This window comes from Stenotrophomonas maltophilia (assembly GCF_013464915.1).
Taxonomy (GTDB): Bacteria; Pseudomonadota; Gammaproteobacteria; order Xanthomonadales; family Xanthomonadaceae; genus Stenotrophomonas; species Stenotrophomonas maltophilia_AT.
In genome coordinates this window covers 50,895-64,797 of record NZ_RAVT01000014.1, presented here as the reverse complement: position 1 = coordinate 64,797, position 13,903 = coordinate 50,895, and the positions used below count along the sequence as shown (strand labels likewise).

Here is a 13,903-nt window from a genome sequence, read left to right as displayed (position 1 = left end):
CTGTGCCGGTTTGTGGGTAGAAACTGGCCTAAATAGTCCAATCGGCACGACTTGGCTCAACGTAAGCCGTTGAATTTGGTGACCCCGGCCCGATTCGAACGGGCGACCTTCCCCTTAGGAGGGGGACGCTCTATCCAGCTGAGCTACGGGGCCATGCAGCCGTGAAGTTTACAGGCAACACACCCTGCCCTCCAAGCATTCATGCTCCGTACGATTCCGCTGGCGCGTTGCACCATGGCCGGACAGGCCGCTCTGCTACCATCGGCGATTCAGTTCATCGCGTCCCCCACCTGCCCGCGATGGCGCCAAACAACGTAACGAAACACAGGAGTCTGCATGTCTTCCGAGCTGCTCAAGTCCCTTGGTCTGGACGCGATCAACGCTGGCACGTACCTGGGCAACGGGGAGTGGTCGAGCGCGACCAGCGGTGAGCTGATCACCCCGGTCAACCCGACCACCGGCGAGCCGATCGCGCAGGTCCGCGCGACCACCGAGGCCGAGTACGAGACCGTCGTCGCCCGCGCCCAGGAAGCCTTCAGGATCTGGCGCACCACGCCGGCACCGCGCCGCGGCGAAGCCGTGCGCCTGTGCGGCGAAGCGCTGCGCAAGCACAAGGATGCGCTGGGCTCGCTGGTCGCCCTGGAAATGGGCAAGAGCAAGCCGGAGGGCGATGGCGAAGTGCAGGAGATGATCGACATCGCCGATTTCGCCGTGGGCCAGAGCCGCATGCTGTATGGCTACACCATGCATTCCGAACGTCCCGGCCACCGCATGTACGAGCAGTACCACCCGCTGGGCCTGGTCGGCATCATCTCGGCCTTCAACTTCCCGGTTGCGGTGTGGAGCTGGAATTCGTTCCTGGCGGCCATCTGTGGCGATGTGTGCATCTGGAAGCCGTCCAACAAGACGCCGCTGACCGCCATCGCCTCGCTGAAGATCTGCAACGACGCCCTGCGCGAAGCCGGCTTCCCGGACATCTTCTTCCTGATCAACGACGCTGGTACCGCGCTGTCGGAGAAGATGGTCGATGACCGTCGCGTGCCGCTGATCAGCTTCACCGGCTCGACCCAGGTCGGCCGCACCGTCAACGAGAAGGTCGCGCGCCGCCTCGGCCGCTGCCTGCTGGAACTGGGCGGCAACAACGCCATCATCCTGGACGAAACCGCCGACCTGAAGCTGGCCGTTCCGGGCATCGTGTTCGGCGCCGTCGGCACTGCGGGCCAGCGCTGCACCACCACCCGCCGCCTGATCGTGCACCGCTCGATCTACGCCGACGTGCTGGCCACCCTGGTCAAGGCCTACAAGCAGGTGGAAGGCAAGATCGGCGACCCGACCGATGCCGCCAACCTGATGGGCCCGCTGAACAGCGACGGTGCCGTGCAGCAGTTCCTCGATGCCATCGCCCAGGCCAAGGCAGCCGGCGGCACCATCGAAACCGGCGGCACCCGCATCGACCGCGCCGGCAACTTCGTGCTGCCGGCGATCGTCTCCGGCCTGAAGAACAGCGACGCCGTCGTCCAGCATGAGACCTTCGCGCCGATCCTGTACGTGATGCCGTACGACAGCATCGACGAAGCCATCGACATGCAGAACGGCGTGCCGCAGGGCCTGTCGTCCTCGATCTTCACCCAGAACCTGAAGACTGCCGAGAAGTTCCTGTCGGCCGCCGGCAGTGACTGCGGCATCGCCAACATCAACATCGGCACGTCCGGTGCGGAGATCGGTGGCGCCTTCGGTGGCGAGAAGGACACCGGCGGTGGCCGCGAGTCCGGTTCGGATGCGTGGAAGGTCTACATGCGCCGCCAGACCAACACCATCAACTATTCGGATTCGCTGCCGCTGGCCCAGGGCATCAAGTTCGATCTGTGATGGCAACGGATCCGGCCACGTCCATGGGTCAGAGCCCCTCCGGGGATCTGGCCCCAGCGAAGGGTCGGATCCCCGCAGGGGCTCCGACCCKCGATTTCAGCGGCCGCCGCGTGCTCATCGCCGGCGGCAGCAAGGGCATCGGTCGTGAAATGGCGCTGGCATTTGCCGGCGCCGGTGCGCAGGTCTCGGTCTGCGCTCGCGGCCAGGCCGGCCTGGATGCCCTGCGTGCCGATGCACTGGCGCAGGTCTTCCAACTGCACACGTTTTCCGCCGATCTGGCCGATGCCGGCCAGATCCAGGCTTGGCTGCAGGCTGCTGCCGATGCACTCGGCGGCATCGATGTACTGGTCAACAACGCTACCGGCTACGGCATGGCCGATGACGAGGATGGCTGGGCCGCCAGCCTGCAGATCGACCTGATGGCGGCGGTACGGGCCTCGCGCCTGGCACTGCCGTGGCTGCGCGCATCCAGCGATGCCTGCATCCTCAACCTGTCATCGATCGCCGCACAGCAGCCGCGTCCCGGTGGCGCGCCCTACGCCGCCGCAAAGGCTGCGCTTTCGCACTACACCACCTCGCAGGCACTGGCGCTGGCCAGGGACCGGATCCGGGTCAACGCCATCGCCCCCGGTTCGATCGCGTTCGACGATGGCCTGTGGGATCGCCGCCGCACCGAAGATCCGGCGCTGTACCACGGCACCCTGGCGAAGATCCCGTTCGGCCGCTTCGGCCATCCGCGTGAGATTGCCGACGCGGCCCTGTTCCTGTGCTCGCCACTGGCGCGTTGGATCACCGGCCATGTGCTCAATGTGGACGGTGGCCAGGTGTTGATGGGCTGACCCTGTAGCGCCGAGCCCATGCTCGGCTTGCGCGCAAGACGCGGACGATCCCGCATCAGCCCAACGGGGCAGCCGAGCATGGGCTCGGCGCTACAGGGCACTGCCCATGGGATTGCCCGGGCAGAGGCACTATCATGTGCACACTGCCAAGGAGGACCCCGATGAGCGTGGCACCCCGACAGACAAGCGCCCTGGCTGTAGTCAGCCTGGTCATGGGCATCGCCAGCTGGACCGTCCTGCCCTTCGTAGCCAGTATCGTGGCCATCGTCACCGGCCACATGGCCCGCGCCGAGATCCGCCGTCGCCCGCAGGAACTGGAAGGCGACGGTCTGGCCGTCACCGGTCTTGTACTGGGCTGGGTGATGGTCGGCGCCGTGATCGCCGCCATCCTGGTCTTCATCCTGTTCTTCGGCGGCTTGGCCTGGCTCGCCGCGATGTCGAACTGATCGCCATGACCACTTCCGACAGCACTGAACGCTTCAGCAGCCGCGTCGCCGATTACGTCCGCTACCGGCCCGACTACCCGCCCGCCCTGCTGGAGTGGCTGCATGGCCCCATGGGCGTCAGCCACGAGGCCGTGGTCGCCGACATCGGCGCCGGCACCGGCATTTCCAGCCGCCTGTTCCTGGCCACCGGCCACCCGGTCATTGCGGTGGAACCGAACGCCGCCATGCGCGCTGCGTCCGAGCAGTGGCTGGCGCCGCAGTACCCGCAGTTCAGCGCCATCGACGGCCGCGCCGAGGCTACCGGGCTGGACGACGCCAGCGTTGACCTGGTCAGCGTCGCGCAGGCCTTCCACTGGTTCGACACCGTAGCGGTGCGCGCCGAATGGCAGCGCATCCTGCGCCCGGGTGGCCAGGCACTGATCTACTGGAATTCGCGCCTGCTCGATGCCAGTCCGTTCCTGGTCGGCTACGAACAACTGCTGCTGGACTACGGCACCGACTACACCGCCGTGGCCGAGCGCTACCAGGACGACGCCACCATGCAGACCTGGTTCGGCACCGGCCTGCGCGGCATGGTGCAGCTGCCGAATGTGCAGTACCTGGATCTGGATGCGCTGCAGGGGCGCCTGCTGTCCTCCTCCTATGCCCCCCAACCCGGTCACCCGCGCCATGCGCCGATGATCGCCGCCCTGCAGGACCTGTTCGCCGCCCACGCGGTCGACGGCCAGGTTGCTTTTGAATATCGAACCCGAGCCTTCCTCGGCACGCTGGACTGAACCGACGCATGTATTCGCTTGCCCGCCCCTTCCTGTTCTCGCTCGACGCCGAGCGCGCCCACGGCCTCGGCCTGTCCGCACTGGACCTGGCCTACCGCACCGGCACCACGCCGCTGCTGGCCGCCCGCATCGCGCCGATGCCGAGCACCGTGTTCGGGCTGACGTTCCCCAATCCGGTCGGCCTGGCTGCCGGCCTGGACAAGAACGGCGAGCACATCGATGCCCTGTTCGCGCTGGGTTTCGGCTTCGTCGAGATCGGCACCATCACCCCGCGCCCGCAGGCCGGCAATCCGCAGCCGCGCCTGTTCCGCCTGCCGGAACACAACGCGATCATCAACCGCATGGGCTTCAACAACGCGGGCGTGGATGCGCTGGTGCGCAACGTGGAGCGCGCGCGCAACCGTCGCGGCCTGCTCGGCATCAACATCGGCAAGAACAAGGACACCCCCAACGAACAGGCCGTGGACGATTACATCGCCTGCCTGGACAAGGTGTATCCGCTGGCCGACTACATCACGGTCAACATCTCCTCGCCCAACACCGCCGGCCTGCGTGAGCTGCAGGAAGAGACCGCACTGCGCCAGCTGGTCAGCCAGCTGCGCGACCGTCAGGAAGCCCTGGCCGCGCAGCACGGTCGCCGCGTGCCGATGCTGGTGAAGGTGGCGCCGGACCTGAGTGAACGCGACATCGATGCCGCCGCGCGCGTGCTGGGCGAACTGCAGGTGGACGGCGTGATCGCCACCAACACCACCATCGACCACAGCAAGGTGGCCGGCGATCCGCTGGCCAACGAGGCCGGCGGCCTGTCCGGTGCGCCGGTGCTGGAGCAGTCCACCCTGGTGCTGCGCCGCCTGCGCTCGCGCCTGCCCGAATCCGTGCCACTGGTGGGGGTCGGCGGCATCCTGTCCGGTGCCGACGCGGTGGCCAAGATGGCCGCCGGCGCCGCGCTGGTGCAGTGCTACAGCGGCCTGATCTTCCGTGGCCCGGCCCTGGTCTCCGAATGCGTGGAGGCGATCCGTCGCCGCCGCGAGGCGCCGAGCCGCGGCGCGGTGGCGCCGCTGTGAGCACGCCCATCGATACCGCCGACAACGCCGCACCGCTGCGCTGGACGCTCACCCGCAATGCGCCGCTGCAGGCGCTGAACACCTTCCATGTGCAGGCCAGCGCAGCGCAGCTGCTGGAACTGCACGACCCCACGCTGCTACCGGAAGTGCTGGCGCTGCCCGAAGTGGCCAGCGGCCCGCTGCTGGTACTGGGCAGCGGCAGCAACGTGCTGATCGCCGAAGACCTGCCTGGCACGGTACTGGTGTTCGGCAACCGTGACATCAGTTTCCTTGAACACCGCGCCGACCATGCGGTGATCCGCGCCGGCGCCGGCGTGCCCTGGCACGGGCTGGTGATGTGGTCGCTGCAGGAGGGCCTGTCCGGCCTGGAGAACCTGGCGTTGATTCCCGGTACGGCCGGTGCTGCGCCGATCCAGAACATCGGTGCCTATGGCGCGCAGGTTGGCGAGTTCATCCAGGCCGTCGAAGCCTGGGACTGCCAGGAACAGGCCTGGGTACGGCTGGACAACGAACAGTGTGGCTTCGCCTACCGCGACAGCGTCTTCAAGCAACAGATGGACCGCTACCTGATCACCGCCATCGAACTGAAGCTGCCGCTGCTGCACGACCTGCGCATGGACTATGCCGGCATCCGCGAGGAACTGCAGGCACAGGGCGTGGAACTGCCGGGTGCGGTGGACGTGGCCAATGCGGTGATCGCGATCCGCCGCCGCAAGCTGCCCGACCCGGACGTGCTGGGCAATGCCGGCAGCTTCTTCAAGAACCCGGTGCTGCCGCTGGAACAGGTTGACGTGCTGCTGCAGCACTTCCCCGACCTGCCGGTGTTCCCGTCCGACCAGGAAGGCAAGCGCAAGGTTTCGGCGGCCTGGATGATCGAGTCCTGCGGCTGGAAGGGCTTCCGCGAAGGCGATGCCGGCGTGGCCCCGAGCCACGCACTGGTGCTGGTGAACCATGGCAACGCCAGCGGTGCAGAGTTGTTGGCACTGGCACGCCGCATCTCGGCCTCGGTGCTGGAGAAATTCGGCGTGCCGATCGAACCGGAGCCCCGCCTGCTCGGCGCCCAGTGGTGAACAGCCCCGCCCTTTCCCCAGGCGCCACCCCGATGCGGGCGGCGCTGCTGATGCTCGGCAGCACGATGGCATTCGGCCTGATGGCCGTGGCGATCCGCTACGCCACGCGCTACGTGCCGACCCAGGAAGTGGCGTTCTTCCGCAACGCCTTCGGCCTGCTCGCGCTGTTGCCGATGTTGCTGCGTCCGGGCCACGCACCACTGAAGACCCAGCAGCTGCCACGCTATTTCGTGCGCAGTGCGATCGGCCTGGGCTCGATGCTGTGCGCGTTCTGGGCGCTGGGCCACCTGCCCTTGGCGCAGGCGGTGTCACTCTCGTACTCCACGCCGCTGTTCGTCACCATCGCTGCCGTGCTGTGGCTGGGCGAGACCGTGCGCGTGCGGCGCTGGGCGGCGGTGGTGGTCGGCTTCATCGGCGTGCTGGTGATCGTGCGCCCCGGTACCGCCGGCTTCACCGCGGGAAGCCTGGTGGCGGTGGCTGCCGCCGTGCTCAGCTCATTGGTGGCGATCCAGATCAAGCAGCTGACCCGCGTCGACAGTGCCGACACCGTGGTGCTCTACACCTACGTGTTCTGGGTGCCGCTGTCGCTGGTGCCGGCCCTGTTCGTCTGGGTCTGGCCGACCGGCATCGCCTGGCTGTGGCTGCTGGCCACCGGCGTACTCGGCACCATCGGCCAGCTGCTGTGGACACGCGCACTGCGCCTCGGTGAAGTCTCGGCGCTGACCCCGATCAGCTTCCTGCAGCTGCCGCTGGTAACGCTGCTCGGCTGGCTGCTGTTCAACGAAAGCGTGGATCGCTGGACGCTTGTCGGCGCCGGCATCATCCTGGCCGCCAACGCCTACATTGCCCATCGCGAGGCCGTGTTGTCGCGCCGCGCCGCGAGCGCTGCGGCCTCTGCAGCAGCCAAGCCCGCAGAATAAAAACCTCCTGCATGGACAAGCCCTGCGCCGTGCATGGAGAGGCCATGGGTCGGCCATGGGTAGAGTCGACTGTTAGTCGACTGCTCTTCGATTGGAACAGGCAAAGCCCGCGCTGCGCGCGATAGTCGACTAACAGTCGACTCTACCCGGGCGCTCCTGGCAACCCGAGGCGCTCCTGGCAACCCGGGGCGCTCCTGGCAACCCGGGGCGCTCCTGGCAACCCGGGGCGCTCCTGGCAACCCGGGGCGATCCTGGCAGCGGCCCGGGAACTAACCCAGCGCGCGATACGCCCGCTCGGCCGCATCGAACACATTGCCCGGCGCGAACTGTTCGCCCAGATAGTGCAGCGACTGCCGCCGCAATGGAGGCGAACGCTCCTCTCCATCGCTCCCCAGCAACACCTGCTGGAACTCGATCAGGTCCTGCAGGATGCGCCAGTGCCGGTACCAGGCGATCCAGCGCGGGTCGCCGCGGTCATTGCCGTAGCCGTCCTCGAACCCCAGTGGATTCTCGCGGCCCCAGCGCCCGCCAACCGCGGCCCCAATGAACATCAGGTCACGCTCGCGCGGTGCCAGCGACAGGCCATCCCAGTCGATCAGGTGCAGGCCACCGTCATTGCCCATCAGCAGGTTGCCGGCATGCAGGTCGGTATGGCACAGGTGCAGGTCAGCCGGAACCTCCTGCAATGCCGCGTACAGCTGCAGTGCGTGCGCGTGCAGCGCGGTGATACGCGCATGCTGCCGGTCCCATACGGAAACGAATGCACGGCCCAGCCCATCCTTTGCGGCGGCAAGGCCCTCGCCCGCCAGCCACTGCCCAACGGTCTCAAGTGCCGCAGTTTCCAGCCGCACAGTCGGTAGCCCACGCTGCAGTTCGGTCGGCAGCGGCGACGCGTGCAGGCGCCGCAGCACCTCGCCCAGGCGTCGCCACTGCCTATGGCTCAACGCAGCCTCGAACCCGGACTGGCCTTCTATGTAAGGGAACAGGGTGAACTGCAGCCCCCAACGCTGCACCGACGCACCACCGGTCAACGCCGGCCATGGTGCCACGATTTCATCGATGCCCAGCGTACCGCGCAGCCAGTGCAGGCTGTCCCATACCGCCGGATCAACCTGGTAGGTGCGGCATTTCAGCCACCATTGACCGTGGCGCGCGTCGACGCGATACACGCTGGCATTGGCGTCGGCACCCACCGGGCGTGGCACCACGGCGGTGGGAGTGATGCCATAGGATTGTTGCAGGACTTCGCCGAGATGCTGCGCCGAAGCGAATGACATGGATGCAAGCGGAAAGTAATACCTGCCGCCACTATCGCAGATGCGTTCGCCGCGACACAGACATGTCCGTCACAACATCACCTCGGCGCAACCAAAGGACTAGCCCGCGATGCGCCGCATCACCGCTTCCAGTGGACCGCGTGCGAACTGCCACGACCACAGCCACGCCGCGCCTGTCGCCAGCATCAGGAACAACAGCGCCCACAACAGCACCGAGGCAAGCGACGCACGTCCGTCAAGCAGGCCGAGGCCTTCCAGTGTTCCCATGCCCAGCAGGATGTGGCCGACATAGAGCGTGAGGGTCATGCGCCCTGCCGCCGTGAACGGCGCCAGCCAGTCACCCGGTCGCACACGCGCCAGCCACAGGCAGGCGGCAATGACACTGCACGCCGCGCCCGCACCGGTGAGTACGTAGGCCGGTCCCGGCGGCATCGGCTGCGTTCCCAGCCATGTCTGCCAGGGCGTTCCCTGCGCAAGCTGCTGCACGCCATGTCCAGCCGCGATCAGCAGCACGCCCAGCACCAGCAGTGCACGCTGCACCCGCGGTTGCGACAGCTGCAACCGTGCCAGCAACATCCCCAGCAGGAAGAAGCACAGCCACGGCAGCAGCGGATGGAAGCCATTGAACAGCAGGTTGCGGGCCGCGCCCGGCCATTGCCACAGACCGGCATATTCCAGCGTCTGCCAATTCCATCCCTGGCTGTAGTCCCAGTGCAGCAACGCCCAGAACGAACAGGCCGCCAGGCCCACGATGCTGGCCAGCAACACCCGCGGCGAGGCACGCAGCCACACCACGGCCAATGCGAAGTACACCGCGTAGTAATGCAGGATATCGGCCGGGAACAGGGTGAGGTTGAGCAGGCCCAGCACCAGCAGGAACAGTGCACGCCGCCAGGTCTGCACGCCGGCCGACCACCAACCCTGCCGCTGCGTGGCCAGCACCAGGCCAAGACCGGCCAGGGTGACGAAGGTCGCCGACGCCTTGCCCTCCAGCAGATGGAAGAACCCTGCCAGCCAACCCTCACCCTCTGCCGGTACGGCCATCGCCAGGCGGAAGTTGACCAGCACCATGCCGGCCAGCGCCAGGTAGCGCGCAAGATCAAGGCCGTGCAATCGCCGGTCGACAGCGCTCAAGCGCGTGCCCCAAGCAGCAGCGCGAGCAGACCCAGATCCAGCGAAGCCTCATCGGTGCCATCGGCTTCGCCCAGCCCCCGACGCAGCGCATCGCTTTCGATGGCATCAAGCAGCACCTGCGCCTGCAGTGCCGGGGCCAGCACGGGACGCCGACGTTCGCGCTGCGCAACGTGCTGCAGGGCTTCGGCCAGCGTTGCCTGCATTTGCCTGCGATTGGCCGCGAACGCCTCGGCCACGGCAGGATTGCGTGCACTCTCGGCCAGCACTTCGACGGCGAGCGTCGCCCATTCCGGCTGCCGGCACAGTGCGTGGAAATCCCGCAGGAAAGCCAGCACCTGTGCGCGGTCGCCGTCGGACACTGCCAGGCGCTGCAGCAACGGCGCCAGTTCTTCGCTCTCGGCCACCGCCACCGCAAGGATGATCGCTTCCTTGCCTGGGAAGTGGTTGTAGAGATTGCCCAGGCTGACGCCGGCCGCCTGCGCGATGTCACGCATGCTGGTCTGGTGGAATCCCTTCACGAGGAAGCACTGCAGGGCGGCCTGCAGGATCTGCGCGATGCGTTGCTCGTTGCGGCCGGCTCGGTTCATGGCGCAAATAGTGAACGAACGTTCGTCCAATTAGAAGACGGCAACCCGACCACCATCGGGCTTCGTTCAGCCAGCCTTGACCTCAACCGCTGTTGAGGCCCGATGCTGCGCGGCCTGTCCCACCCCCTCCCGGAGTTCCTGCATGCCACGGATGATCGCCATCCTGCTCGACAGCCGCGTGCTGTAATGCGCCGCCCGCCTGTTGTTGGCCGTGGTGTTCCTGTCCTCGGGCCTGGCTATGCGGCGCTGGCCGACATGGGCGTGCTGACCCTGCCCGGCGCCCGTGGCCGCGGACACGCCCACCAGCTGGTGCAGGCAATGGCGGTGTCCGCACTGGCCGCCGGGTTGCAGCCGCAGTACCGCTGCCAGCTCGACAACACGGGCTCGATCATCACCGCCGAACGCAGCGGCCTGCACGCGTTTGGTGACCGGGACATCATCCTCGCGGCCGGTCAAGGCCGCCAATGCACAACAAGGAAGCAACATGAAATTGATGGTCATCGGCGCCAGCAGGGGCCTGGGTCGGGCGTTCGTTGAAGGTCTGTGCCAGCCCGGCGACACCATCGTTGGCGTCTCGCGCACTCGCCCGCGCGACATCGCTTGCCCCGAAGGCGTCACCCTGCAGTGGATCGAGGCCGACCTGTCCCAGCCCACCCTTGCTGCCAATCACATCGCGGCGCAGGCACCGGCCGATCTGGATGTGCTGATCCACAACCTGGGCATCTGGGAAGAGACCGCCTTCAGCGACGAGTACGCCTTCCTCGACGAAAGCGATGCCGCGCTCACCCAGCTGGTTGACGTCAACATCACCGCCACGCTCGTGTTGCTTCAGCGCCTGCTGCCGCGCGTTCTGGGCGCACCGCGCCCACAGCTGGTGCTGACCGGCTCGACCTCGGCCCTGCCACGCAGCGGTCGCCCGGAAGTCGCCTTCGGTGCCTCGAAGTTCGCACTCAACGGCATCGCCGATGCCCTGCGCGAAGGCTTCCGTGACCGCCGCCTGGCCGTGACCAGCCTGCAGCTGGGTTACCTCAACACCGACGATGCGCTGTCGGTTCCCGTGGCAGTGGCGGCAGCGCGCGGCGATGGCGAACTGGTGCCGGTGCACGACGTGGTGGCGATGGTGCGCGCGCTCCTGCAACTCTCACCGTCCGGCTTCGTGCGCGAACTGGTACTGCCCGCCATCGCTGACCCGCGCTACTAGTACGCCCGCCCTCCCTGGCACGAACCGGTGGCCGCACACGTGGCCGTGGTTTACCCTGCTCGTCACTGGCCGTCGGTCACAGGCGGGAACCTGCTATGGATGCGCTTTCACGGGTTGCGGCCCAGGTCCTGGACAGCGCCCTGCCCAGCCTGCCGCTGTACCTGCTGCAGGCCACGGCGGTGATCGGCATGATCGGCGTGCTGCTGATCGCCACCCGTCGCGCCGGCCATGCCATTGAAGGCCGCCGCCTGTACGTGGGCGTGGCGCTGGGCCTGATCTACCTGTTCAACGCCTGGTTCGTGGCCCGCTACACCCAGGGCGTGGTCAAGCTCCACCTGGGTTTCGACATCCTGCTGGTCAGCGGCCTGCTCGGCGGCTGGCGCGGTGGCCTGGCCTGCCTGGGCGCAAGCCTGCTGGCACGCTACCAGTTCGTCGGCACCCAGTACTTCCTGCCGGCCGGCCTCGAGGCCATGTTGCAGATGCTGGCAGGCGTCTGGCTGCGCAGGCGCCTGCACCCGCGCATGCTCAACGAACTCTCGCTGCGCATGATCCTGCAGGCTTGGGGCGTGCGTATTGTCGTCACTGCGTTGGGCCTGGCACTGGGCGTAGCAATCATCGGCGCCAATCAGCTGCCGGTGGAAGAGTTGGCAATCCAGCGCCTGCTGGCACTGCCACTATCGCTGCTGATGCTGGGCGCGGTGTTCGCTCTGGTCTACAACGATGCGCAGATCGACGTACAGCGCCAACGCGAACAGGCCTGGCTGCGTATCGACCCGATCAGTGGCCTGCCCAACATGCGCGCGCTCGGTGAACGCCTGCAGCACTTCTGGCGCGACAACGACGACATCGGCAAGGCCTGCCTGATCGTGGCCGAAATGGGCAACCTGCGCGATCTACGCCTGCGCTATGGTCCGCTGCAGGACAACGGCCTGTGGCAGCGCGACAGCACCGACGAGGTGCATCGGCTGCTGCCCTCGCTGCCACCCGGGCAGCTGGAGATCTACCAGTTCGGCGATGCCGCGCTGGCGATCCTGGTGCGCGACCTGACCCTGTCCGAACTGCGCACGCAACCGCAGATCACCGAGCTGGCCAGCAACCTGGCCGATCGTGTCGGCCGCGATTGGCCGGGCTTCCGCCCGTTGTTCCGTTGTGCGGTGGTCGAACTCAAGCCACCCACCGATCCAGACGACGGCCACCTGCCGTTCCGCGCGATCACCCTGGCGCTGAGTGCGATCGAATCGGGCGTGGTGTTCTTCGATGATCCGATCCAGCGCGACAGCGAGATCGACGCCCTGATCGAAAGCTCACTCGAACACTGGCTGCAGCACGGCAACGCGCCGTTGTGCTACCAGCCCAAGCATCGCCTGCAGGATCGCCGGCTGGTCGGCGCCGAAGCACTGCTGCGCATGCGCGATACCGAGGGCAGGATGATCGCGCCGATGCGGGTGATCTCCCTGCTGCGCCGCCATGGGCGGCTGGCCGAGCTGGAATGGGCCACGCTGCAGTCGGCCATCCATTTCCTGCAGCAGTGCCGGCGTGATGCCGCAGCGTTGACCGTTGCCGTCAATGTTTCCGCCGAGTCCCTGCGCCAGCCCGGTTTCGGCCAGCGCCTGCAGGAACTGCTGCAGCTGCACGATGTGCCTGGTGCGATGCTGCGCCTGGAGATTGTCGAATGGACCGAGATCGTCGAGCGCGACGTGGTCGATGCCAACATCGCGCAGTTGCTGGCGGCCGAGGTCACCCTGTCGCTGGATGATTTCGGCGCCGGCTATTCAACCCTGATCCTGCTTTCGCAGCTGGCCATCGCCGAGGTCAAGATCGAACAGGCGCTGATCGCCACGCTGTCCGACGCCAAGTCGCAGTCGATCGTGCGCTTCATCGTCGAAGTCGCACATCGCTGCGGTGCGGTTGTCGTGGCCGAGGGCACCGAGACGCTGGCGCAGGAGCAGCAACTGCGCGCACTGGGCGTGGATGTCGGCCAGGGCTATCTGTACTCGGCAGCGCTACCGGCCGACGAGTTCCGCCGCTTCGCCGCCAGCTAGACCGCGTAGTAACCCAGGAACATCGCCACCGCCGATTCGGCCACGCGTGCGCGCTCCTGTTCGTTCAACGGCGCCTGCCCCATCGTCACCTGCGGCCAGAATGCAAAGCTCTTCACCAGCCCGTGCAGCTGGTGGCCAGCAAATTCCGGGTCGACCTCGCGCAACCGGCCATCGGCGATGGCCGCGCGGATCCAGGCACTCTCGCCGCTTTCCTTCTCGCCCATGCGGCAGACGATGGCCTGCGCACGTTCCGGCGAATGGATGATCTCGGCCATCGCCACCCGCGCCAGGTCGATGAAGTTGGCATCACTGAGCAGCTCCAGCTTCTGCCCCAGCAGCTGCAGCAGCTGCGCCTGCAGCGGCTGGTCGGCGCGGTACGGCAACGCATCACTGGCTACGCTGCGCTCCCACAGCTCCTCCAGGATCATCGAGAACAACGCTTCCTTGCTCGGGAAGTGGTTGTAGACGGTGCGCTTGGAGACCCCGGCCACCTCGGCAATGCGGTCCATGCTGGTCGCCTCGTAGCCCGAGGCACGGAACTCCTCCACCGCCGCGCGCACGATGGCTTCGCGTTTGCGGTCGGTCAGGCGTTGCGGGGCACGGGACATGGCGGAAACCGGATAGCTGAACGGACGCCCTCATTTTACACCCGGCAGTGTACTTTTGAAAAACACGAAA

Annotated in this window: 14 protein-coding genes and 1 tRNA gene; 9 read left to right on the top strand and 6 right to left on the bottom strand. The window is 67.0% G+C overall.

What is annotated here, in order from left to right; translation table 11 throughout:
- Positions 1 to 76 precede the first annotated feature (76 nt).
- Positions 77 to 153 (bottom strand) — tRNA-Arg (locus D7T59_RS05685).
- 183 nt (positions 154 to 336) lie between these two features.
- On the opposite strand from D7T59_RS05685, the gene amaB reads away from it, so the two are divergent.
- The 7 genes from amaB to D7T59_RS05650 all read left to right on the top strand — a co-directional run bounded on the left by amaB (position 337) and on the right by D7T59_RS05650 (position 6,984).
- A complete protein-coding gene (gene amaB, locus D7T59_RS05680) occupies positions 337 to 1,869 on the top strand; it encodes an L-piperidine-6-carboxylate dehydrogenase (RefSeq protein ID WP_164136701.1) in 1,533 nt (510 codons plus the stop codon).
- 23 nt (positions 1,870 to 1,892) lie between these two features.
- Positions 1,893 to 2,708: an SDR family NAD(P)-dependent oxidoreductase gene (locus D7T59_RS05675; RefSeq protein WP_407073422.1), complete on the top strand. Its 816-nt coding sequence runs from the start codon at positions 1,893 to 1,895 to the stop codon at positions 2,706 to 2,708.
- A 161-nt stretch (positions 2,709 to 2,869) separates the two neighbouring features.
- Positions 2,870 to 3,154 carry a DUF4190 domain-containing protein gene (locus D7T59_RS05670; RefSeq protein ID WP_164136699.1) on the top strand — a complete coding sequence of 95 codons (285 nt, stop codon included), beginning with the start codon at positions 2,870 to 2,872 and terminating at the stop codon, positions 3,152 to 3,154.
- A gap of 5 nt (positions 3,155 to 3,159) precedes the next feature.
- Entirely contained in the window at positions 3,160 to 3,930 is a 771-nt protein-coding gene (locus D7T59_RS05665; RefSeq protein WP_180851498.1) for a class I SAM-dependent methyltransferase, read from the top strand.
- Positions 3,931 to 3,938: 8 nt separating this feature from the next.
- Positions 3,939 to 4,994 (top strand): quinone-dependent dihydroorotate dehydrogenase, encoded by a 1,056-nt coding sequence (locus D7T59_RS05660; protein ID WP_021202868.1) that lies wholly within the window; start codon positions 3,939 to 3,941, stop codon positions 4,992 to 4,994.
- Positions 4,995 to 5,002: 8 nt separating this feature from the next.
- Complete coding sequence (gene murB, locus D7T59_RS05655) at positions 5,003 to 6,064, top strand: UDP-N-acetylmuramate dehydrogenase (RefSeq protein WP_180851536.1); 1,062 nt, start codon at positions 5,003 to 5,005, stop codon at positions 6,062 to 6,064.
- A gap of 32 nt (positions 6,065 to 6,096) precedes the next feature.
- Positions 6,097 to 6,984, top strand: coding sequence for a DMT family transporter (locus tag D7T59_RS05650; protein WP_164136733.1), 888 nt, complete (start codon positions 6,097 to 6,099; stop codon positions 6,982 to 6,984).
- Between the two features lie 269 nt (positions 6,985 to 7,253).
- Here the strand turns inward: D7T59_RS05650 and D7T59_RS05645 are convergent, their stop codons facing one another.
- The 4 genes from D7T59_RS05645 to D7T59_RS05630 all read right to left on the bottom strand — a co-directional run bounded on the left by D7T59_RS05645 (position 7,254) and on the right by D7T59_RS05630 (position 10,483).
- Positions 7,254 to 8,261 (bottom strand): aminoglycoside phosphotransferase family protein, encoded by a 1,008-nt coding sequence (locus D7T59_RS05645; RefSeq protein WP_180851499.1) that lies wholly within the window; start codon positions 8,259 to 8,261, stop codon positions 7,254 to 7,256.
- A gap of 99 nt (positions 8,262 to 8,360) precedes the next feature.
- Complete coding sequence (locus D7T59_RS05640; RefSeq protein ID WP_180851500.1) at positions 8,361 to 9,395, bottom strand: DUF418 domain-containing protein; 1,035 nt, start codon at positions 9,393 to 9,395, stop codon at positions 8,361 to 8,363.
- Complete coding sequence (locus D7T59_RS05635) at positions 9,392 to 9,982, bottom strand: TetR/AcrR family transcriptional regulator (RefSeq protein WP_180851501.1); 591 nt, start codon at positions 9,980 to 9,982, stop codon at positions 9,392 to 9,394. Before D7T59_RS05635 ends, D7T59_RS05640 begins: the two co-directional genes overlap by 4 nt.
- Positions 9,983 to 10,048: 66 nt before the next feature.
- Positions 10,049 to 10,483 carry a hypothetical protein gene (locus tag D7T59_RS05630; protein WP_180851502.1) on the bottom strand — a complete coding sequence of 145 codons (435 nt, stop codon included), beginning with the start codon at positions 10,481 to 10,483 and terminating at the stop codon, positions 10,049 to 10,051.
- On the opposite strand from D7T59_RS05630, the gene D7T59_RS05625 reads away from it, so the two are divergent.
- Positions 10,467 to 11,183 carry an SDR family NAD(P)-dependent oxidoreductase gene (locus D7T59_RS05625; protein ID WP_164136693.1) on the top strand — a complete coding sequence of 239 codons (717 nt, stop codon included), beginning with the start codon at positions 10,467 to 10,469 and terminating at the stop codon, positions 11,181 to 11,183. The two genes, D7T59_RS05630 and D7T59_RS05625, sit on opposite strands and share 17 nt — an antisense overlap.
- A 95-nt stretch (positions 11,184 to 11,278) precedes the next feature.
- Entirely contained in the window at positions 11,279 to 13,225 is a 1,947-nt protein-coding gene (locus tag D7T59_RS05620; RefSeq protein WP_180851503.1) for an EAL domain-containing protein, read from the top strand.
- On the opposite strand, the gene D7T59_RS05615 is transcribed toward D7T59_RS05620, so the two are convergent.
- Positions 13,222 to 13,833: a TetR/AcrR family transcriptional regulator gene (locus D7T59_RS05615; protein WP_164136691.1), complete on the bottom strand. Its 612-nt coding sequence runs from the start codon at positions 13,831 to 13,833 to the stop codon at positions 13,222 to 13,224. The two genes, D7T59_RS05620 and D7T59_RS05615, sit on opposite strands and share 4 nt — an antisense overlap.
- Positions 13,834 to 13,903: the final 70 nt, after the last annotated feature.

Excerpts from the sequence above, each read along its gene's own strand:
- amaB (WP_164136701.1), top strand. The coding sequence starts at position 337 with ATGTCTTCCGAGCTGCTCAAGTCCCTTGGTCTGGACGCGATCAACGCT.
- D7T59_RS05670 (WP_164136699.1), top strand. The coding sequence starts at position 2,870 with ATGAGCGTGGCACCCCGACAGACAAGCGCCCTGGCTGTAGTCAGCCTG.
- D7T59_RS05665 (WP_180851498.1), top strand. The coding sequence starts at position 3,160 with ATGACCACTTCCGACAGCACTGAACGCTTCAGCAGCCGCGTCGCCGAT.
- D7T59_RS05660 (WP_021202868.1), top strand. The coding sequence starts at position 3,939 with ATGTATTCGCTTGCCCGCCCCTTCCTGTTCTCGCTCGACGCCGAGCGC.
- D7T59_RS05650 (WP_164136733.1), top strand. The coding sequence starts at position 6,097 with ATGCGGGCGGCGCTGCTGATGCTCGGCAGCACGATGGCATTCGGCCTG.
- D7T59_RS05645 (WP_180851499.1), bottom strand. The coding sequence starts at position 8,261 with ATGTCATTCGCTTCGGCGCAGCATCTCGGCGAAGTCCTGCAACAATCC.
- D7T59_RS05635 (WP_180851501.1), bottom strand. The coding sequence starts at position 9,982 with ATGAACCGAGCCGGCCGCAACGAGCAACGCATCGCGCAGATCCTGCAG.
- D7T59_RS05625 (WP_164136693.1), top strand. The coding sequence starts at position 10,467 with ATGAAATTGATGGTCATCGGCGCCAGCAGGGGCCTGGGTCGGGCGTTC.
- D7T59_RS05630 (WP_180851502.1), bottom strand. The coding sequence starts at position 10,483 with ATGACCATCAATTTCATGTTGCTTCCTTGTTGTGCATTGGCGGCCTTG.
- D7T59_RS05620 (WP_180851503.1), top strand. The coding sequence starts at position 11,279 with ATGGATGCGCTTTCACGGGTTGCGGCCCAGGTCCTGGACAGCGCCCTG.
- D7T59_RS05615 (WP_164136691.1), bottom strand. The coding sequence starts at position 13,833 with ATGTCCCGTGCCCCGCAACGCCTGACCGACCGCAAACGCGAAGCCATC.